The sequence below is a fragment of the Chthoniobacterales bacterium genome (genome assembly GCA_039930045.1).
Classification (GTDB): Bacteria; Verrucomicrobiota; Verrucomicrobiia; order Chthoniobacterales; family DASVRZ01; genus DASVRZ01.
This window is the reverse complement of record JBDSQB010000003.1, coordinates 164890-185379: the sequence shown is the minus strand read 5'-3', so window position 1 is coordinate 185379 and position 20490 is coordinate 164890. Positions and strand designations below refer to the sequence as shown.

The window sequence follows — 20490 nt, the reverse complement described above, 5'->3', positions numbered from 1 at the left end:
AAACGAATCCTCAACTCTTGAATAGTCGTCGGGCAATGACTCTAAACCTTCCAAAGAGGTTTTGTTACAGCTTTAAACCACTCAAATCGGTTTATTCAGAACTCCATTCTTAGTTTTGCGACGGAATACTCTCAGAATCGCGATTGCGTCGAAGACTTTAGGCTTCCTAATTTCCAGCATCTAGGAAAGTTCCCTCAATGCTGAAATGGCTAACTTTCTGCTCCAAAAATCAGTTCTTTGCAGAGGGAGTTTGAGAGTCTATCAATGGCCCGTGAAAAAATCCCGGCGAGTTACCAATGTGGTTCAACGGGAGAGGTTCATAAAATAAATTGAGTTATTTTAGCTACGTCTGGCGTTATGGCACAGAAACTGGTGTGATGCTCGACGATCCTTCCCAGAGTTCTCCCCACTTCATCGCAACTCGAACATTTCAAAAATATGGAAGCAGATCTTACTTATCAAAATCAGGGGGCGTTGTTGAAAACTTCACTCGTTGACGCCTCGGGTATTTTCGGACGCCCAATGGTCGGAATTAACCATCGTCGTAAAACCCGCCGCATCGACCCGCGGATTCAAGAACATCTCGTCGCCCTGACGCTGGTGATCGATTCCGTCGTCATCTTGGCGGCGATGATCGGAGCCTATTTTCTCAGGTTCCATTCTCCGCTTCGCCACTTGGGCATCCAAGGTGAGATGGCTTTTGGCCAATACATCAACTACTTCGCCTTCGGAACCTTCACCATGGTCCTGCTGCTGGCCCACTTGAAATTCTACGAGCGCAATCTGCTCCTGCGCTTCAAACATCTCGTCACTATTCTCGCCAAAGCCACCTGCTTTTGGACGGTCGGATTCCTCAGCGCCACGCTTCTCATCAATGCCCAGCCGCCGATCTCGCGGATGTATGGCCTGCTGGCCGGCGGAGTGATCTTTGGGGCCTTGTTTCTGTCGCACGCCCTCTTTCACCGCCTGATTCTGAAAACAGGCGTCGTGGAAAATCTCCGCCAGCGCATTCTCTTCGTGGGCTGGAATGAGCAAACCGCTAAAATTGTCGATTCCTTCGCGAACGCCCCGCACTCCGCCTACCATTTCGTCGGCTGCGTGACCGCCTCGCATGGCCGACATTGCGAGACCATGCCGGACGACGTTCCGACCTTGGGCAACGTGCAGCAGCTCTCCGGCCTTATTCATGAGCACATGGTGGACATGGTCATCATGTCCGACGTCGATTGCGTAAAAGACGAGATCGTCGGACTCGCGAACCTCTGCGAAAAAGAGCTGGTCCAATTCAAAATCATCCCATCGTATTTCCAGATTTTGGTCTCGGGCCTGCGGCTGGAGACCGTCAGCGGCATTCCCGTTCTCGGTGTTTCCCAACTGGCGCTCGACAAATTTGGCAACGCCATCTTCAAACGTGCACTCGACGTGGTCGGAGCCATCGTGGGTCTGATCCTCTCCGCTCCGCTAATCGCCATCTTTGGATTCCTGGTTTACCGCGAGTCGCCCGGCCCGATTTTCTACCGTCAAAAACGCTTGGGCCGCAACGGAGCGATCTTCGACATTCTCAAGATTCGCAGCATGCGCCTCGACGCGGAAGTCGGTCAAAAACCTGGCTGGAGCACAAAGAACGATCCACGCCGTCTCAAGATCGGCTCCTTCATGCGCCGCTGGAATATCGACGAAGTCCCGCAGTTCTGGAACGTGCTTGTGGGCGAAATGAGCTTGGTCGGGCCGCGCCCAGAGCGCCCAGAATTGATCCAGAATTTCAAGGAGGAGATTCCACATTACAACGCTCGCCACAGCGTCAAGCCCGGCATCACGGGCTGGGCTCAGGTGCTGGGGCTGCGCGGCGACACCGATTTGCGCGAGCGCATCAACTGCGATCTCTACTATTTGGAAAACTGGAACCCACTGTTCGATTTCCAGATCATGCTGAAGACGTTTATCAGCAACAAAAACGCGGCTTAAACCGGGTTGAGTTCCATTCGACTCTGACTCGACTCAGCGCGGCCTAATAATCGCGCTGCAGAAGATGTCCGGAGAGCGTGCGCAGGCGGTCGGCTTTTTGACCGAACGGCTCCAGGGCCGCCAACGAAAGATCCGTCAGTCGATGCGCTTCTTTGCGGGATTTGTCCAAGCCCAGAATCGCGGGATAGGTGGCTTTTTGGGCCGTGACGTCCTTGCCCGCGCTTTTGCCGAGTTTCTCGCTCGTTTGGGTCACATCGAGAATGTCGTCGATCACTTGGAAGGCGAGTCCGAGGTTTTCGGCAAACGTGGTGAGCGCGACTAATTCAGAGTCTGTGGCGTTCGCGCTAATGGCTCCCAGTCGGATGCTGCTCGTGAGGAGCGCGGCCGTCTTGGCCCCGTGAATGTAACGCAACTGAGCCACGGTATTTTTTTTTCCCTCGGCTTCCAGATCAGCGACCTGGCCGGCGATCAGGGCGCGACTCCCGCTGGCTTGGGCGAGTTCGCGGATTTGGTCCGCAATCGAATAGCGCCGCGTCGAGGCGGCTGCGGCCAAGACTTCAAAAGCCAGGGTGAGCAGCGCGTCACCCGCGAGAATGGCAATGGCTTCGCCGTAAACCTTGTGGTTCGTCGGTTTGCCACGGCGAAAATCATCGTTGTCCATCGCCGGGAGATCGTCGTGAATCAGCGAATAGGTGTGAACCATTTCCACGGCACAGGCGGCGGGCAAGGCGTTTTCGAGGCGACCGCCGCAAGCCTCAGCGGCGGCAATACAGAGGATCGGACGCAGCCGTTTTCCACCGGCAAAAATGCTGTAGCGCATGGCCTGATGAATCGTGGCTGGCTTGGTGCTGGAGGGCGGGAGATAGATTTTCAACGCGGCGTCCACGGCGCGCTGAGTGGATTGGAGGTAGGCAGAGAGCATGAAATTATTCGGTGAAACGCTGGGCGATGGGCATTCGCCGGCCCATGCCGAAAGCGGTGCTGGTAACTTTGAGACCGGGAGCGGCCTGGGCGCGCTTGTATTCGTTGAGATCGATCTTGCGAACAATCCAGCGCACGGTTTTTTCGTCGAACCCACGGGCGATAATGTCGCGGATGCCGAGCTTGCTTTCGACGTAGAGGGAAAGAATTTCATCGAGAATCTCATAAGGCGGGAGCGAGTCCTGATCCGTCTGATTGGCCCGCAACTCGGCGCTGGGAGCCTTCGAAATGGTGTTGCCGGGAATGATTTCCTGCTCGCGATTGATCCAGCGGGCGAGTTCGTAAACTTTCATTTTTGGCACATCGCTGATCACCGCCAGCCCACCGCACATGTCGCCGTAGAGCGTGCAATAACCGACAGCGAGTTCGCTTTTATTGCCCGTGCTGAGAACAAGATGGCCGAATTTATTGGAGAGCGCCATCAGGGTGACGCCGCGCAGGCGCGACTGGATGTTTTCCTCGGTCGTGTCCTCGGCAAGCCCTTCAAAAACAGACTGGAGTTGCAGTCGTATCGCCTCGAACTCCGTCTGGATCGGCAGCGTGAGACATTGGATGCCGAGGTTTTTGGCCAGAGCGTAGGCATCATCAAGACTGCCCTGGGAGGAAAACTGGCTGGGCATGGCGACGCCGGTGACATTTTCGGGCCCGAGCGCGGCCACCGCAATCGCGGCCACCACGGCGGAGTCGATCCCGCCGCTAAGGCCGAGGATCGCGGTATGGAAGCCGGTTTTTCTAAAATAATCGCGGACACCGAGAACGAGCGCGCCGTGAAGTTCTTCAGACTCGGATGGCGTCCGCGTAGGAAGGCTGGAAGCATCGGCGGAGACGACAGCGCATTGCTCCGCGAAGGCGGCGAAATGAGCGAGAACGTCTCCGCGATGATTGATCACCAGCGAGTTGCCGTCGAAAATGAGCTGGTCGTTTCCGGCCACGGCGTTGCAGTAATAAACCGGAATCCGGTGCTGCCGGGCGAGCGCGGAAATCATCTGCTGCCGGATGAGCGGCTTGCCAATCTGGAAAGGTGACGCGCTCAAATTTACGATCACACTGGCACCGGCGGCGATGAGTTTTTCGACCGGGTCCTGATCGTAGAGATTGCGACTGAGATATTCCTCGGTCCAGATGTCCTCGCAGATGGTGACGCCGATCTTGGCGTTGCCGAGGTTGAAAAGATTCAAGCCGGTGGACGGCTCGAAATAGCGGCTCTCGTCGAACACATCGTAAGTCGGCAGGAGCGTTTTGAAGAAACGATCCACGATTTTTCCCCGGCGGAGCAGGGCGGCGGCGTTGCGAAAGGGGCGGCCGGTGAGTTTTTCGTTGAACTCCAGATAGCCGACGAGCAGGGGAACGTCGCCGACGACTTTGGCGAGTTGATGGAGCGATTCGAGATTGAGCGGGACGAACTGCGATTTAAAAATCAGATCCTGCGGTGGATAGCCAGGAATCGCGAGTTCGGGTGTAATGACAAGCTGCGCACCATCGGCGACCAATTGTTCGTAGGCGGCGGTGATGAAGGCGGTATTGCCCGAAAAATCGCCCACTGTCGAATTCATCTGGACCAGTCCGATTTTCATGGGCGAGGGACGCTAGAAACGGCGTGGCGTGGGCTTCGGAGTGCGGGCCTTGAGCGTGTCGGCGTCCATGGATTGCTCCACGCTCGATCCCATGTGGCGGGCGGCCTGAATGATGCCTGCGGTGATGGCGGCGAAGACAATCGTAAAGACCAGCTTCTGGAGAAACGAAGATTCCATGAGCGCGGAGGCTACCAGAAGCCCCATTGCTTTGTGAACATGATATAGAGCCCGAGAAAAAGATTTGTCACCGCATGGACGAAGACGCAGGTGCCGAGGCTTTTCGTGAGGCAGGCCACTGCATTGTAAATCACCCCGGTGAGCAGGGCCGCATAGAAATCCTGACCAGGTAGCGCGTGGTTGCCGTAATGGGCGAGGCCAAATGCGATCACGGTGATCCAGAAGGCCCTGACGTCGTATTTGCCGAACGGCACTTTCTCAAACGACTCGCTAATCAGATAGCGCATGAGAAATCCGCGCCAGAAAATCTCCTCCAGAAATGGCACCACGACGACCAGCCGCAGAAAACGCAGGACGACCGTCACCCAGTAAGACGTCGAGCCGGGGGCAAACACATCCGGGTTAAATCCGTCTGTGCGCGGCGGTGCCCAATGGAAAAATTGAGGCGAGGTCCACATCGCAAAAACGAAAAAGCCGAGCGCAAATGTGACCGAAAGATATGCAATTCCGCGAAATTCCACCCGGCGTCGCACGTAAAGCAGCAGCGCCCCGCAAAGAATCGTCTGCAGCGGGTAGACAAGAAACGCGCCTTTCGCAAACCACGGATTCCCCGTCGCAGGCAGGATTTTTTCCACCATGGGAACGAGCGCGAGAAGGATCATGAAAACCACAAACGCCGCCGTGTAGGCGAAAATGGGCGACTGGCTGGCATTGCGCGTGCTTAGACTATTCATGGGTCGCGAATCCTACATTCCGGCTTCCAGATTGCAAAATGACTTTCCAACCCATGATTTCGACGCAGGCCGACTCCCGTTTTTGCAAGGGCGGAGCAAGCGCGCCGGCGGCCTGATTCGAGTTTAAGCGATATGTCGGGCACCACTCACATCAGCCAGGAGAGCCAGGGAAAAAAAGCCCGCCGCCGTGCCCAGGCCGCGAGCCTGATTCAGGACAACGAGAACTTTCTGAATACGATCCGACTCGACTCCAGCGTTCGCAGCCACGAGCGGACCTCGGTGCAATTAAGCTGGTCGCAACTGCAAAAGCTCGTCGATGATTTCGATCTCGGACGCATGATCCAGATGGATGTGCCGACGCAGACGCAATGCAACACGACCGATCCGTTTCGCACGGGGCAGGGGACGTTTCTCCTGCGCGCTCGACACGGCGAGGAATACATCGAGCGCGTGGAATATCTTCACGGCATGATCAACGACATGATCGAGCAGGGTTTCCCCGTGCCCGAGGTCATGCGCAAACGCAACGGCAAGACCTGGACTCTCTGGGGCGAGCGCCTGGTCGAGATTCATCGTTTCGTGCCGCACGACTTGGGCAGTCATCGCGACTGGCAGCGAATGAATTCCGCCGCGAGCATGCTGGGGGACTTGCATCGTTGTCTGGACCAAGCCTCGCGCCGGCGCACGCCTGTGCCACCGGAAATGCGCAACGACATCGGCCCCGCGCATTGCATGGGATTAATCGACGAGGGCTTCTACGTCATCGCCCAATACATCGGGCACGACCCAAATGCCAACGCGGCCCGGTCGGTGCTGACCCGAGCCCGCGAGGCTCTCGAACCGCTGGCGGAAAACTACGAACGCATGGTCGGCAACCTCCCTTGGCTCACCGTTCACGGCGATTATCATTTCTGGAATCTACTCTACAAAGCCGACCAGATCGCCGCCGTCGTGGACTACGACTTCATGCAGGAGCGCGAGCGCATTTTCGACATCGCGTATGCCATGCAGAGCGTCATCACGCACCTCACGCGGGTCCACGGCTCCGTGGTCGAGCTCGTTCCCAAACAAGCATGGCAAAACCTCCGCCTCTGGGTCGATCTCTACGACGAGACCACTCATTTGCCTCTCACTCGCGACGAACGGGAGCGCCTGCCCTCGGAAATCCTGCGCATCTTCCTCGTCAGCGTCGCCACCAGCGCCGGGCAGGAGAATCCCATTGAACTGCTGATGAAATGCGGCCAGGAGATCGATCTTTATCTCTGGCTTAGTCAGCAGAAAAACATGTTTATTTAAGCTCGCACCCCAATCATGGCCAAATCTCACTCCACCAGCATCGGCATCGACATCGGCACCCACTCCATCAAGGGGCTGGCCCTGCAACGCCGCGGCACCGACAGGGCCGTCGTTAACAAATTCGCCGTGCGCTCCTTCGGTGGCCCGTTGGAAAACAGCGACGAGCTGGTGCATCACCTCAAGCTCATTCTCGCGGAACTCGGCGGCCCAACCAAAGCCATCGGCGTCGCCACTTCCTCGCCCGACGCCTTTCTGAAAATCATCGACCAATATCCCACGCCGCCCGATTTGCTGCGCCGGGGATTGCTCATCAACGGCCTCAATTTGCTGAACCAGGACATCAGCGAAATGGTCGTGGACTGCGATCAAATTCTAAAAACCGACACCGCTACGCTCGACCCCAAGGCGCAGTTAAAATACCTCGTCTGCGGCATTCCACGGAGCCGAGTCACCATGCTCGACGAGGCATTTCGCAAGCTGCGCCTGAATGTCGGCCTTCTCCAACTCGCGCCCATTTCGCTACTGAACGCCTTTGAATACTGTCAGCCCGAGGTCTTCCAGAATGAGACCTTCATGCTGGTCGATATCGGCCACAGCCAGTCCACTGTGATGGTCGGCAGCCGCCGGGAATTATTGCTCGTGCGCTCGGTCGAATTTGGCGGAAAAATTCTCACTGAAGCGCTCACCAGAGGCGGCGGCATCGAGGCGCAATCGGCCATGCTTCTCTTCAATCAAGGCGACGCAGGCATGATCGAGATCGCCCACCAGGAACTCATCGCCATCGCCCGCGAACTCCGGAGTTCCATTGGATTCGTAGAGGGTCAGCGCGAAGAAGTGGTCAATAAAATTTACATTTCCGGCGGCCTCGCCAAGTCGGAGCAGGTGCTCCAGTTGTTGAGCGACGAGACGAATATTCCCTTCGAGCTGTGGGACCCGTTTGAAAACGTGGAAACAGCCATCGGCAAAAACCGCGTGGAAGCGTTTGACCTCGAAATGGGCAACCTCACCATCGCCTACGGAGCCGCCCTCGAAGCCATGTTTCCGGAGTAAAATATCATGCCCCTGCACATCAATCTCCTACACGAAGAACAGTCGAAGATCGTCGAGCGAAAACGCGATCCTCTCAAACTCGGCATCCTCGCACTCCTCATCGTGGCCGTTTGTTTCTACGGCTACTATCTGGTCAAATCCGCCAGCGTCGGCAAGATCACCGCGGAAAAAAACAATCTGGAAGCCGATCTCGCCAAGATCGCGCCCAAAGCCACCCAGGCCAAGGCCGACGAGACCACCTCCAGCCAGACTCTGGCCGCCACCTCGGCGGTGGAAAAACTCATCGATGACCGTTTCTACTGGGGCCCGCTTTTCAGCGAAATTGTCGCCGGGACCGGCCCGGAGATTCAAATCAGCGCATTTGATGGAGCCAATCGGACCAAGGAAAGCGTCACGCTGACCGTGGTCGGCGTCTCCGCAGGACGCGAACCGCGTGCGGTGGCCGAGCGATTCCGCCAAAGCATGGAAGATCGCCTGAGCAAAACCTACGGCACCGTCACCTCGCAATTTGCCTCCCTCGAAAACAGCGAAACGCCTCTCATCATCGGTGGAAAAAGCTTCGCCACGGCGAACTTCTCCATCGGATTCGAGATCACCCTCAAAACGAAATAATCATGGCCAAGTTCAACAAAGATCAGATCCAAAAAATGGTCCTGAGTGGCATTATGTTTGCCATTCTGCTCTACGGTTATTTCCAATTTCTGCTTGGGCCGCTCAACTCCCAAGAGAAGACCAACACGGCTGCGATTGCCGACTTGCAGACGAAACTGGAGGACTCCAGAAAGCAGATCAAGCTGGGTAAAAATGCCGTCGAGCGCGCCGCCACTTCCGTCGCCACTATGCAGACCATCGAGGGCATGATCCCGAAGGAGGCCGCCATCGCGTGGTTTCCGCCGCTGGTGAATCAGTTTTTTGCCAAGCGCGGCGTGCCGAAGGTAACACTGCAACTCCGCACCACCGAGGCAGTGCCCGGCGAGGGACTGGAGCGTTTCAAATACTTCCTGTGGGATGTTAGTTTTCCGCCCTCGTCGTTTGTCACCGTGATGACCGCGCTCTCGGAGTTTGAAAATGAAATGCCGCTGCTCTCCGTTCGCTCCATCAAAGTGGACGCAAATCCCGGCGCACCCGAGGACCAGCGGATCGTCTGTGAATTTAGAACTTTGCTGAAATGAAAACGACTTTCCCTGCTATCTGTCTGCTGGCTTTGGTGACTGTGGCGGGCGCCCAAGAAGTGCCTCCGCCGAAGCCCAGCGCGCCTGTGGTTTCTGAGCCCGCCCACGTCTTTCCCGCTGCTGCCACACCTGCGGCTACTCCGGTGGTCAACCAATACCGCGCCCACACCAAGTCCACGTTTGTGCCGCCGGAAAAAGGCCGCAACCCATTCTGGCCGATTGGATTCACACCGCGTGCCAAAACGGCGGTGAACGAGGAGCAACTCCTCCGCATTCCCATCGAGCAGTACAAGGTGACTTCCATTATTTTGGACACACCGAGCATCGCGGTGATCAACGGCAAGGACTACACGCGCGGCCAGTTTCTGCCTCTGGCGACAACGACCGGAACAGTGAAACTCCTCATCACTAACATCGAGGACGGCGTCGTCACCGTGCAATACAAAGCCCTGGTCGGAAAAATCCCGATCAGCCGCAAATAGCTAGCCAACCCGGCTGCCGTAGAGCTGACTGTTTTCAGTCAAATCTTTGAGCACCGTGCTGAGATAGACCGGCTCTGGATGCAGGTCACGATACTTCGTGATTTCCGCGCGATTGATGACCCTAAAACCGTAGCGCTCAAACATCTTCGTGCCCCGCCGGTTGTGGAAGGTCGTCATCTGACCATAAACCTGTTTCTCACCGCACTTGGTGAGATAGGTTAGATAGGCATCCATAAGCGCGCGAGTCGTGGGAACGCTGTGCGCCTCGGCTAGCAGATTGATATGGAAGTGCGGAATGTTGCGCGGTGCCGCGGGCACTTCGCGCCAGCCATTGCAAAGAATCCAGTGGACGAATTTCTTGGAGGTTGCGCTGTAACGCGGATAACGCAGGAGCCCGCGCGTGACGAGGCTGATGTTCTGAAAAAAACTGTGAAACTGCTGGCGTTTCGGTTGGCGCGAACCGAGCAGATAACCCTTTAACTCGCCATCAACCAGAATGACGAACGACGACTCCGGCTCGTGGTCGAGATAATATTGCGTGAGGTAATCGGCGAACAACTCGCGATCCTCAAAAATCGGATCAATCGGGTTGCCTAGAAATCCCGTTTCACAACAAAGCCGGCGCACTTCGGCGCGGTCGGAAGGTTGATAGGGGCGAATCAAAAACTGGCGGTCATCTAACATGGGAGAGAGGCAATTTACCGGACGCGGTCAGGCTGCGCAATGCACGATTGGTAAATGCCGAGCAGCTTGCGGAAAACGGAGTTCCAATCGTATCTGGCCCGCACCTGCTGCGAGGCGAGCGCGCCGATTTCCCGCAGGTCTTCGCGGCAGGTTTGCCGGATCGCCGCTGCTAGACTTTCCGGTGAATTTTCCGCCGCCCAATGGCGCTGGTTCGAGAAAATAATCCGGTCCATGTAGCTGCCGCGAATGCCGACGACGGGAGTTCCGCACGACTGGCTTTCCAGCGTGACGAGCCCGAAAGTTTCCTGCACGCCGGGATGAACGAACAGATCGGCCTCGCGGTAAATTTTGGCGAGATCCATGGAGTCGCCGCAATACGGCAGCCAGGTAACGGCATTCGTCGAAATGGAGAGCCGCAGCAAACTGTCGCGCGTCGTGCCCTCGCCGAGAACGAGCAAATGATAGGAGTTAGGGTGTTCTCTGGTGAGAAGTTCGAAGGCGGAGAAGAGCGTCTTCACGTTCTTCTCTGGAGCGAGACGCCCGACGTAGAGCAGCAGTTTTGCCTGAGCGGGAATCTGATGTTTCTCCCGAAAATCCGGCTGGCGCGGACCGGGTTGGAAGACGCTCGTGTTTACTCCAAGTTCGACGAGCGCGGTGTTGCTGACGCCCCAATCGACTAACAATTGCCTGAGACCCGCCGAGGGGACGAGCGTGTGGGCAAACTTGTTGTAGAGATGACTTACATAGCGCTCGGCGGCCTCCATCAGCGCGTCGCCGGCGGTGTGGCCGAGATATTTTTCCACACTGCGCAGATAGGCTTCGGGAAAATGGGAATGATAGAACGCCACGACTGGAATGCGCAGCGCATCGCCGGTCGCGAGAGATTTCCAAGCGACTTGATACGGGTCGCCGCTCTCGATGATGTCGGGCCGTTCGAGTTCGATCACGCTCTCGACGGCTCCCAGATTGAGCAACATGCGATAGCGTGAGGTCTTTGAAATGAGCGGCGATTTGATCGTGTAAATCCGCCGCTGCGGCTCGACGATGCGCTCGGTGCGTTCCCCTGGAATGATGAGGATGTGCTCGCAGTCGGATCGTTCCCGGCGCAGGTAATCGACCTTTTCCTGCACGTAACGCTTCACCCCGCCGCTGACCGGCGAATAAAACTGGGTGAGGTCGCAGATTTTCAAAATCGGCGAGCCGCGTTATTCCTGATCAGCGAGGAATTTCTCGACTTCGATGGCGGCGGCGCAACCCTGGCCAGCGGCCGTGATCGCCTGCCGGTAAACTGTGTCCGCCACGTCCCCGGCGGCGAAAACACCGGGAACGGCGGTCGCGGTTCCCTTTGTTTGCAGGAGATAACCAGCGTCGTCCGTGGGCAGTTTGCCGAGGAAAGGCTTCGTGTTCGGATTGTGCCCAATGGCGACGAAAACACAGGCGACTTCCAGTTCACTCTCCACATTCGTGACCGTGTCGCGGACTTTCAGCGCGCGCATTTCGCCCTGATCGTCGGTCAGATACTCCAGCGGAACGGTGTTCCAGACGGGCTGGACTTTTTCATTCGCCAGCACGCGGTCGGCCATGATTTTCGAGGCGCGCAAGGCATCGCGGCGATGCACCAGGTAAACTTTGGAGGCGAAGCGCGTGAGGAAAATCGCTTCTTCCGCCGCCGAATCACCGCCGCCAATGACCGCCACGGGGACGTTGCGATAAAAGGCTCCATCGCAGGTCGCGCACGAAGTTAATCCGTGGCCGACCAGCTTGGTTTCTCCGGGCAGACCGAGCCATTTCGCGGACGCTCCGCTGGCGATGATGAGCGTTTTCGTTTCCACCCATTCGTCGTCGATTTTCACCCTGTGCGGCGTCGCATGGCCATCACCCGGCTCAAAATCCGTCACCAGCGTATACTCAAATCGCGCGCCGAATTTCCCCGCTTGCGCCTTCATGTTCATGATCAGTTGCGGACCGTCGATGCCCTCGGGGAAACCAGGAAAATTCTCCACCAGCGTCGTCGTCGTGAGCTGTCCCCCGGGTTCCTTGCCCTCAAGGACGAGTGGCGAAAGATTGGCGCGGGCGGTGTAGATGGCGGCGGTGAGACCGGCGCAACCGGTTCCAACAATGATGACATTTTCCATGAAGTTTTTAAGGCAGGAGTGAGGACGGGGAATAAAGCACCGCCCTAGAAAAAAGCGAATTGCGGCTTGCCCTGCGGCACGCAGCCAATGAGACTCCGTCCATGATCGTTACGACCGCAGAACTCTTCAAACTCGCTTACGGCAAATATGCCATCGGTGCCTACAACATTAACAACGCCGAGCAAACCATGGGCCTCTTCAAAGGCTGCGTGGAATCTCAATCGCCCTTCATCATCCAGCTTTCCAAAGGCGCTCGCAATTACACCGACAAACGCATGATCGAGGGCATCATTCGCGCAGCAGAAGAGATTTTTCCCGAGGCGATCTATGCGGTGCATCTCGATCACGGCGACGAGGCGACTTGTTACGACTGCATCGATTCCGGCTTCTATTCGTCCGTCATGATCGACGCCTCGCATGAGGACTTTGAGGAAAACATCGCCATCACTAAGCGCGTCGTTGACCGCGCCCATGCCAAGGGCCTCAGCGTCGAAGCCGAACTCGGCAAACTCGGCGGCGTCGAGGAAGACATCGTCGTCGATGAGGGCCACGCCTGCCTCACGAACCCCGATGAAGTCGTCGAGTTCATCCAGCGCTCCGGCTGCGACTCGCTCGCCGCCGCCATCGGCACCAGCCACGGCGCTTATAAATTCAAGGGCCACCAATCGCTCCACTTCAACGTCATCGAAGCCATTCGCGACAAAGTCGCCGCCGCCGGCCTGCCTCCGACTCCCATCGTCATGCACGGCAGTTCCTGCGTTCCTCACGACGAAGTCATCCGCATCAACGCCGCCGGGGGCAAACTCGATCCTTCCGCCGTCGGCGTGGACGAAAATGAATACCTCCCCGCCGCCAAGCTCGGCGTCACCAAGGTCAACATCGACACCGACGGACGCCTCGTCTGGACCCGCGTGCACCGCGAATTCTTCCGCGACAAACCCGAAGAATTTGACTTCCGCCCTCCCGGCAAAATCTTCATCGAGGAATATCGCAAATTTATCGTCAGCCGTGGCGAGAAGCTCGGCTCCGCTGGCCGCATCCCCGAGATTCGCGCCGCGCTCGGAAAATAGGCGAGTTACAGTCGATTGGAACTCGAATGAAAGCCAAGACCGCCCCCACCGGACCGGACGTTTCCTAGACACATGAGCACACACGCATTCGAGGAACTCGATCTCGCCGTTCCGAATCTCAACACCGCCGAGGACGAGGCCAAGGCGGGCAAAATCCTTCAGAAACTGCGCGGCGTCGAAGGCGTCCGCATCATCGAACGCGGCATCTGGGTTTCCTTCCGCCCCGCCACCATCCATCACGACGCTATCATCGACGCCCTGCAAAAGGGCGGCTACAAAGCCAGCCTCTTCCAGGACTCCGAGACCGGCGAAATGGGTTCGACCTCGGTCTAACTCGACTCATTTACCGAGGTAGCTCCAGACCAGCGCAGCGGTTGCGCGGGAAATTTTCCAATGGAGCAGGAAATCAATCGCTGCAAACTCGTAAACGAGCACCGTCAGCCAGAAGACGCTCTGGAAACTCACCTTGGCCGTTTTATGTCGGCTAAATTGCTGTCCGAGAAACGCTCCGGGCCAGCCGCCCATCGAGCTTAAAAGGTGCAGCGTCGCCTCTGGTATTCGCCAGTCGCCCGACTTGGCCCGTCCCTTGTCGAGCAGGTAAGTTAGAAAAGTGATCCCCGAAAGCGCCACTGCCAGAATGGCCGCGAGGTCGCGGTGGAAATCGAGTCGATACACCGCCCAAACCGGCGCAAACAGCAGGATGAGGAGAAATCCCACCGTATCGGGATGCAGTCGATGCGCCCGGCTCGAACGTGGTTCCGGCACCTCCGCGACGCGATTGCCGAGGGGAAACGCATTCTTCGCGCAGACTCTTCCCAGCTCATCCACGCCCAGCGTAAACCGAACCAGATCGCCCGGCTTTGGTCGCAGATAACCCCGCGCCAGGTCGTTTCTATGCAGAAACACCCGCCTCGATTCGAGAAGCAGATACCCGAAGCTTTTCCCCGGCACCCATTCGATTAACCGAGCCGTCTCCAATTCCGACATGGGCCATATTTCATCAGAAACCTCTCTGGAAACCAGACGAAAAAACTCCGTGTTCCCGCAAGCGAACGCCGCCAAAAAATTGACATCCCGTTCGTCCAGTCCATAAGACTTCCATGGGATTTGACCAATATCACGAGCCGCCGTCGGAATTGTCCGAGGAAACCCGCACTTTTGCCCGCATGTTAGTCTCGCTCACCGAAGAGGCGGAGGCCATCGGCTGGTATGAACAGCGGATGTCGCTGGAGAAAGACAAGACCGCCAAGGCCATCATGGCCAACGCGCAGAAGGAGGAGTTCAAACACTTCGGGATGGATCTGGAATTTCTCCTGCGCAAGAAACCTCTCTGGCGCGAAGTCTTGCAGGGCATCCTCTTTAAGGACGGCGACATCGTCGCACTCGGCGAGGAAGCCGAGGAAAAGGCCGACTGAGTCGGATCAAACTCGAGAGTTCTCCGACCCGAAGCCGCGGCTCAAAGCCTCGAAAGCACTGCCTGCGCGATCAATTGATGACCCGCTTCCGAGGGGTGAACGCCATCGGGCAGCCAATGAGCGGCAGGGCTGTGGCAACATTCGGCGGCAAACAATCCATCGAGAGGCACATAGACGCTGGCATATTTCGCAGCCAGTTCGCGGATGCCATGAATCTTCGGGTCCAAGTCCACTCTCCACGCGCGCCGGTCCTCGGGGACGGGCAATAGAAACGGCTCCAGAATCACGATTCGCGCGCCGATTTCAGAACGGACCCGCTCCAGAATGCGCTGAAAGCTCGCCTGAAACTCCGCGATCTCGGAAACCACCCCGCTGTCGAACTTCCGCCACACATCGTTGATGCCAGCCAAAATAAATACCACCGACGGCTGGAGCGAGAGGCAATCCGCGTCGAGCCGCTGTTCGATGTCGTAAATTCTGTTGCCGGAATTCCCCCGATTGCGAATCCACCCTTCGTGGGGCGGCTGGCGCATGGCCAGTTGCCTGGCAATCTCATTCACATAGCCGCCGCCCAGACTGTCCGGGCCGTCCGATTGCCTGTCACGGCCACAATCTGTGATGCTGTCACCGATAAAGAGCAAAGTGTCGTCAGATTGGAGAGGCATAAGAAGGGGATGGCTGAAGTTGGTGAGACCAGTGCGATGGAACTCAAATGAACTCCTGTAGATTAGACAGCGAGGAAATGAGAGGAAGTCTTTTCGCAACGTGTGCCGCAGATGCCGTCATGCGCGGAGCCGGTTCGCTGCATCGGCAATGCTCTTCTCCTCGTTACCAAGTTGCACTTGGTAATGCCAGTGTCCCGGTAGCTTGGCTCCTACGGGAAAGACAAACACAGTCCGCGACAACACCGGCTACCGCTTTATCCCCTCAAAGGCAGTGCAACTGCACCGACAAGTGAGTTCCCAAGTGCAACTTGGGAACGAGGAAACCTTAACTTGACACTTTTCATAGGGGTTAGGCCACGGTGTCATACGCTTCAATGTGTTTCTTCCACCAACCAGCCTCAAATCTAAAAATGACCATGCCAAGTGTTGATAGAATAATCGGATTAAATAAAGTTACACGTGCGAAAATAAGGTTAGGTTTCAATCCCAATTTATGAGAAAGAACGGCAGCAACTGCTCCAAAAGGTGCTTCTCTCTGAGCAAAGGCTTCATCCCAAGCTGCATCGTAAGCAGCGATTGCTTCTACAGGATAATTCCCAACTTCCTCATTGGTAAAACACTCCAAAACATGTGAGCGAATCCTTCCGCTTTGTGCCGACTCAAACAGATTCGTAACGGCATGTAATTGGACTGAGACTATTGAAAGAGTAAATTCGTATGCTGCTTTTTTGCTACTTACGAACGAAGCAAACTGTTGGTCAAACACACATAGCTCTTGGCATATTGAAGGCCAGTCAGCTTCTCCACGTTGGCAAACGTGTAAGCTAAATTCTACGGCTGCTTCAAGCTCACCTTTTTTAGGTTTCATTAAAATTTTGAGGATGTCGAGTGGCCTAACAGGTTATAGACGGAAAATTTCATCTGCAACGAAGAGCTTACCACCTTCCGACGGATGCGACTTCCATTCTCTCCTTACGCAACGGTCCCGTCAGTGGGCAGACCGAGGCGGGTGCGGAGGGGGGCGTTGTTCGGGTCGGTGTGAGGGCGCTCGGCATCGATGGCTAGTTGCAGTTTGCGGCGGCGACGGCCCACCTGGGCGCAACTTTCCTCGAACGTCAGCCGTCCATCGCTAGCGGCTTTGCGCGCTCCGCTTTGACGCGTCTGCACTCCACCATAACTCCCCAAGTCGGCCTCCAACTGGTCGATTTTTGACTGGTCGAAGCCCGGCAAAGTGTCCTGCGGCTCGACCGGTTGGCCGTCATCGTCCTTCGTGCGCAGCAGGGTGAAGACCGCCGCGCCGGCCTGGGTGATTTGCGGCCGGGTCTTGAGCGGTTTGCCCACGTAATAGGCGGTAAGACGCGCCGGATTGGCCTCTTCATACTTTCCCTTGGCCCGGCTTTGCACGTTGCGAATGGCGGCGATGGCCGTCTTGGCATCTGTGTTTTCGCCACCGGTGATGCTGTTGAGGGCGGCGCGTTTGGAGGTGGTGTTGGCCCCGTCCTGACGGGCGTCGGCGACTTGCTTGAGGACCACGGCGAGGCTCGCCGGGGTAATCGGCACGGTATTATCGCGGTCGATGCAATGCTGGGCGAGTTTGGTGGTCAACGAAGCGTCGCCACTCATTTCGTCGATGGTGGCGCGAAAGATTTCCTCATCGGAGGTCAATTGTTTCAGCAACCGGGTACTCAGCACGCCGCGGGCCTTGCGTTTTTTGGGTTCGGGAGCGGGGTCGGAAGGAGAAGCAGGATCAGTCATGTGCGGAGAATGCAGCATGGCAGCTGCGTTGAACAGGATTTTTTGAAAGATTGACCAATAAAGACCAATCGCCGCCGGGAGCGAGCGCTGCGGATAGCCATGGGCTCCGTAGGAGTCGCCTATCTATAGAAAATGCGACGGGAGAAAAGCCGGAGCGCCGTAGGTGCGGCATCGGTAAGCGTCGTCAATGGCCCATGCCGGTCCTACGGACCTGAATGCATTGGAACTCGACTGGCTATAGATAGGCCGACCCTACGGGTCTGGGCTGGAATGGCAGGCGGTCATGGTAGCTGGATCGCCTGACGCTCAGATTTAGAAAAATGCCGCCTGTCGTTGGCCATTTGCTGACGATGTATAGGCATCTACTGGCCAATTTTATGAAGCTGACGCCAGTATTTAGTAATCTGACGTTAAGATTTAGCGCTCTGCCTATAAGTTTTAGCCGCCTGACGCCAAGTTTTAGCGATCTGACGTTAAGTTTTAGTGGTCTGACTCCAATATTTAGCGGTCTGACGCTAAGTTTTGGCTGTCTGAGTCCAGGTTTTACCAATCTAACTACTAGTTTTAACGCTCTGACTTCCTTATTTATCGCTCTGCCAAGACTTCTTTTCGCGCAGCGGAGGCTTCTTCAACCCATTATTCGAGTTCAGAAATGGAAGTCGCCTGAAACTCAGGCGGCGGCTGACTGGCCCAGGCCAAAGCCTTCGTGGGCGAGGTTGGCGGCTTCGACGATTTTCGCTTCGTCGAGGATGACGGAGATTTTGATTTCGCTGGTGGAGATCATCTGGATGTTGATGCCGCCTTTGCTGAGGGTCTCGAACAATTTCGCCGCAACGCCGGAATGATTCCGCATCCCGATTCCGACGACGCTAAGCTTGGCGATGCCATCGACGGCGGTGAATCCCTTGGCGCCGACCTCTGCGACGAGCGGGCGCAGGGTGGTTTCGATCTTCGGCAGTTCGTCTTTGTGGACGGTGAATGAAATATCGGTCGCGCCGGAGCTGGAGACGTTTTGGACGATCATATCGACGTTGATCGTGGCGTCGGCAATCGCGGTGAAGAGCCGCGCGGCGACTCCGGGATGATCGGGCACGCCGGTGATGGTGATTTTGGCTTGATTGCGATCGACGCTGACGCCGCGGATGACGACATTTTCCATGCTCATAGTTTCTTCTTTCACGAGGGTGCCGGGGTTGTTGTTGAAGCTGCTGCGAACTTCGAAGAGGACGCCGAATTTTTTCGCGAATTCGACACTGCGCGATTGCATGACCTTGCTGCCCGTGGAGGCCATTTCGAGCATTTCGTCGTAGCTGATCTCGGGGATCTTTTTCGCGGTCGGGACAATGCGCGGATCGGCGGTATAAACGCCATCCACATCGGTAAAAATCTGGCAAAGGTCGGCCTTGGTCGCCGCCGCGAGTGCGATGGCGGTGAGATCGGAGCCGCCACGGCCCAGCGTGGTGATGAGTCGTTCCGCCGTTTCGCCCTGAAAGCCGGCGACGATGCAGATGTGGCCCGAATCAAGATATTGATGCAACTGACGCGGGGTGATGTTGGAAATCTTGGCCTTGGTATGCACGCCATCGGTCGTGATGCCAGCCTGCGCACCGGTCAGGGAAATGGCCTTACCGCCGAGAGCGTTGATCGCCATGGCGGTGAGCGCGATGGTGGTCTGCTCGCCGGTCGCGAGGAGGACATCCATCTCGCGCTCAGTGGGCGAAGTGGAAACGTCGCGGGCGAGTTTGATGAGATTGTCGGTGACGCCAGACATCGCGGAGACGACGACGACGACTTGATGGCCCTCGCGTTGGGTGGCGAGGACGCGCTGGGCGACGTTGCGGATGCGTTCAGTGGTGCCGACGGATGTGCCGCCGAATTTTTGGACTATGAGACTCACGGGGACGTGGAGATTGCACCAATCGCGGAGTATTTCCAGTGCAAACTGGCGTCAGGGCGTCGTCACCGGCCTCGAATGTAACATTTTCGCGACCTTGGCCAATTCCGGGGGTTATCTGGCTGAGAAATTGCTAAAGCAAGGGGACTTCACGCTGCGATATATGGTTAGGACAAGCTCCACACATTTGAATACGACTCCACTTTCCACAGATGTGGCCCGCATTAGTTTAGAAAAGAAATCGGACCGCTCGGCCGCGAAGGCGTTGAAGGAGGCGTATCGGCTCCACACGTCGGACAAATACACCCGGCAGGCAACGAGGCGTTATCTGCGCTGAAAGTCGGAAAGTCGCTGGGGCAAAGGAGTTTGCAACGGAGCCACAGGTTGTGTGTTGACTTGCTGACCCGGCTCTTTGCACACTGTTTCGTATGGAAATGAAACGGATCGGGGAGCTGTTGCAGGCTTTTCGCAAAAAGCGACTTCTCGTCATTGGCGATGTGATGCTCGACGAGTTTATCTGGGGGAAAGTGAGCCGCATTTCGCCCGAGGCACCCGTTCCCGTGGTGGAGGTGAGCGGCGAATCGGCCTATCCCGGCGGCGCGGCGAATGTGGCCCGCAATCTCAAGGAATTTTGCGACGAGGCCCACGTAATGGGCATCATCGGCACGGACCGGCATGGCGCGCAGCTTCGCCAGCTTATGCTCGAGTTGGGGCTCGACCTGCGTTGTTTGTTTGAGGACGCGGACTACAAAACCATTGTCAAAACCCGGATCGTGGCCCGTCAGCAGCAATTGGTGCGGGTGGATCGCGAGCAACTGACGGCACCCGCTTCCGGACAAATGGAGCACGCGTTAAGTTGCCTGGAGAAGATTTTACCCGAGGTGGATGCGGTGATTTTCGAGGATTACGCGAAGGGATTGCTGGGGCAGGAATTTGTCACCCGCGCGACGGCATTGATCGTGGACGCGGGGAAAATCGTCACCGCCGATCCGAATCCGAAAAACCCATTGCACTGGAACTCGCTGACGGCGATCAAGCCGAACCGCTCCGAGGCGTTTCGCTGCGCCGGCATCGAGGAAAACGATCCCGACTTCGATTTCACTGCGTCGTCGCGCCTTTCCGAAGTGAGCCGAAAGTTGCTCGAAAAATGGCACACGCAGCATCTGCTCATCACGCTGGGTGAGAATGGCATGGTTCTCTTCGAGCGCGACGCGGAGCCGTATCACATCCCGACCCGCGCGCAGGAAGTGTATGATGTCTCGGGGGCAGGGGACACGGCGATTGCGCTCTTTACCCTCGCGCTGGCCTCCGGTGCGACCGCCCGTGAGGCGGCGGAAATTTCCAATCACGCCAGCAGCGTCGTCGTCGGCAAACTCGGCACCGCCACACTCACGCCCGCTGAATTGCTCGCCAGCTTCGAGCGTCATTCTCCTTGAATCCC

The 20490-nt window shown here is 56.9% G+C and carries 23 protein-coding genes; 11 read left to right on the top strand and 12 right to left on the bottom strand.

Annotated elements, in window-relative coordinates:
• The first annotated feature begins 438 nt into the window (after positions 1-438).
• Positions 439-1965, top strand: a complete 1527-nt coding sequence (locus ABIT76_03910) for a sugar transferase (GenBank protein ID MEO7932286.1) — start codon at positions 439-441, stop codon at positions 1963-1965.
• 43 nt (positions 1966-2008) lie between these two features.
• Here ABIT76_03910 and ABIT76_03905 read toward each other — a convergent pair whose 3' ends face one another.
• From ABIT76_03905 to ABIT76_03890, 4 genes are read right to left on the bottom strand one after another with little or no spacing between them, the layout of a single operon-like run.
• A complete protein-coding gene (locus ABIT76_03905; GenBank protein ID MEO7932285.1) occupies positions 2009-2887 on the bottom strand; it encodes a polyprenyl synthetase family protein in 879 nt (292 codons plus the stop codon).
• 4 nt (positions 2888-2891) lie between these two features.
• Positions 2892-4520, bottom strand: a complete 1629-nt coding sequence (locus ABIT76_03900) for an NAD+ synthase (GenBank protein MEO7932284.1) — start codon at positions 4518-4520, stop codon at positions 2892-2894.
• Positions 4521-4532: 12 nt separating this feature from the next.
• On the bottom strand, positions 4533-4697 hold the full coding sequence (locus tag ABIT76_03895; GenBank protein MEO7932283.1) for a hypothetical protein: 165 nt from the start codon (positions 4695-4697) through the stop codon (positions 4533-4535).
• Between the two features lie 11 nt (positions 4698-4708).
• A complete protein-coding gene (locus ABIT76_03890; protein ID MEO7932282.1) occupies positions 4709-5431 on the bottom strand; it encodes a CAAX prenyl protease-related protein in 723 nt (240 codons plus the stop codon).
• A 132-nt stretch (positions 5432-5563) separates the two neighbouring features.
• On the opposite strand from ABIT76_03890, the gene ABIT76_03885 reads away from it, so the two are divergent.
• Genes ABIT76_03885 through ABIT76_03865 form a run of 5 tightly spaced genes read left to right on the top strand, consistent with a single transcriptional unit; the run spans position 5564 to position 9431 of the window.
• Positions 5564-6727 (top strand): phosphotransferase, encoded by a 1164-nt coding sequence (locus ABIT76_03885; GenBank protein ID MEO7932281.1) that lies wholly within the window; start codon positions 5564-5566, stop codon positions 6725-6727.
• Positions 6728-6742: 15 nt separating this feature from the next.
• On the top strand, positions 6743-7777 hold the full coding sequence (pilM, locus tag ABIT76_03880; GenBank protein ID MEO7932280.1) for a pilus assembly protein PilM: 1035 nt from the start codon (positions 6743-6745) through the stop codon (positions 7775-7777).
• 6 nt (positions 7778-7783) lie between these two features.
• A complete protein-coding gene (locus ABIT76_03875) occupies positions 7784-8389 on the top strand; it encodes a hypothetical protein (protein MEO7932279.1) in 606 nt (201 codons plus the stop codon).
• A gap of 2 nt (positions 8390-8391) precedes the next feature.
• Positions 8392-8949, top strand: a complete 558-nt coding sequence (locus ABIT76_03870; protein MEO7932278.1) for a hypothetical protein — start codon at positions 8392-8394, stop codon at positions 8947-8949.
• Entirely contained in the window at positions 8946-9431 is a 486-nt protein-coding gene (locus ABIT76_03865; GenBank protein MEO7932277.1) for a hypothetical protein, read from the top strand. Before ABIT76_03870 ends, ABIT76_03865 begins: the two co-directional genes overlap by 4 nt.
• Here the strand turns inward: ABIT76_03865 and ABIT76_03860 are convergent, their stop codons facing one another.
• Genes ABIT76_03860 through trxB form a run of 3 tightly spaced genes read right to left on the bottom strand, consistent with a single transcriptional unit; the run spans position 9432 to position 12250 of the window.
• A complete protein-coding gene (locus tag ABIT76_03860; GenBank protein ID MEO7932276.1) occupies positions 9432-10115 on the bottom strand; it encodes a GNAT family acetyltransferase in 684 nt (227 codons plus the stop codon). It lies immediately after the preceding gene.
• A gap of 14 nt (positions 10116-10129) precedes the next feature.
• Positions 10130-11305 carry a glycosyltransferase gene (locus tag ABIT76_03855; protein ID MEO7932275.1) on the bottom strand — a complete coding sequence of 392 codons (1176 nt, stop codon included), beginning with the start codon at positions 11303-11305 and terminating at the stop codon, positions 10130-10132.
• A gap of 15 nt (positions 11306-11320) precedes the next feature.
• Complete coding sequence (trxB, locus tag ABIT76_03850) at positions 11321-12250, bottom strand: thioredoxin-disulfide reductase (protein MEO7932274.1); 930 nt, start codon at positions 12248-12250, stop codon at positions 11321-11323.
• Between the two features lie 101 nt (positions 12251-12351).
• Between trxB and ABIT76_03845 the strand changes: the two genes are divergently transcribed.
• Entirely contained in the window at positions 12352-13320 is a 969-nt protein-coding gene (locus ABIT76_03845; protein MEO7932273.1) for a ketose-bisphosphate aldolase, read from the top strand.
• Positions 13321-13392: 72 nt separating this feature from the next.
• Entirely contained in the window at positions 13393-13653 is a 261-nt protein-coding gene (locus tag ABIT76_03840; GenBank protein ID MEO7932272.1) for a hypothetical protein, read from the top strand.
• Positions 13654-13659: 6 nt separating this feature from the next.
• Here ABIT76_03840 and ABIT76_03835 read toward each other — a convergent pair whose 3' ends face one another.
• A complete protein-coding gene (locus ABIT76_03835) occupies positions 13660-14307 on the bottom strand; it encodes a DUF1294 domain-containing protein (protein MEO7932271.1) in 648 nt (215 codons plus the stop codon).
• Positions 14308-14420: 113 nt separating this feature from the next.
• Between ABIT76_03835 and ABIT76_03830 the strand changes: the two genes are divergently transcribed.
• Positions 14421-14735 (top strand): hypothetical protein, encoded by a 315-nt coding sequence (locus tag ABIT76_03830; protein MEO7932270.1) that lies wholly within the window; start codon positions 14421-14423, stop codon positions 14733-14735.
• A 41-nt stretch (positions 14736-14776) separates the two neighbouring features.
• Here the strand turns inward: ABIT76_03830 and ABIT76_03825 are convergent, their stop codons facing one another.
• From ABIT76_03825 to ABIT76_03810, 4 genes are all read right to left on the bottom strand, one after another.
• The gene (locus tag ABIT76_03825) at positions 14777-15400 is read right to left on the bottom strand and encodes an SGNH/GDSL hydrolase family protein (protein ID MEO7932269.1); all 624 of its coding nucleotides are present in this window, start codon (positions 15398-15400) and stop codon (positions 14777-14779) included.
• A 349-nt stretch (positions 15401-15749) separates the two neighbouring features.
• On the bottom strand, positions 15750-16268 hold the full coding sequence (locus ABIT76_03820) for a hypothetical protein (GenBank protein MEO7932268.1): 519 nt from the start codon (positions 16266-16268) through the stop codon (positions 15750-15752).
• 104 nt (positions 16269-16372) lie between these two features.
• Entirely contained in the window at positions 16373-17155 is a 783-nt protein-coding gene (locus tag ABIT76_03815; protein ID MEO7932267.1) for a hypothetical protein, read from the bottom strand.
• A 670-nt stretch (positions 17156-17825) separates the two neighbouring features.
• Positions 17826-19052: an aspartate kinase gene (locus tag ABIT76_03810; protein MEO7932266.1), complete on the bottom strand. Its 1227-nt coding sequence runs from the start codon at positions 19050-19052 to the stop codon at positions 17826-17828.
• Here ABIT76_03810 and ABIT76_03805 point away from each other — a divergent pair.
• On the top strand, positions 19042-19386 hold the full coding sequence (locus ABIT76_03805; GenBank protein ID MEO7932265.1) for a hypothetical protein: 345 nt from the start codon (positions 19042-19044) through the stop codon (positions 19384-19386). The genes ABIT76_03810 and ABIT76_03805 overlap by 11 nt on opposite strands.
• 97 nt (positions 19387-19483) lie before the next feature.
• Positions 19484-20485 (top strand): PfkB family carbohydrate kinase, encoded by a 1002-nt coding sequence (locus tag ABIT76_03800; GenBank protein ID MEO7932264.1) that lies wholly within the window; start codon positions 19484-19486, stop codon positions 20483-20485.
• The last annotated feature ends 5 nt before the right edge of the window (positions 20486-20490 follow it).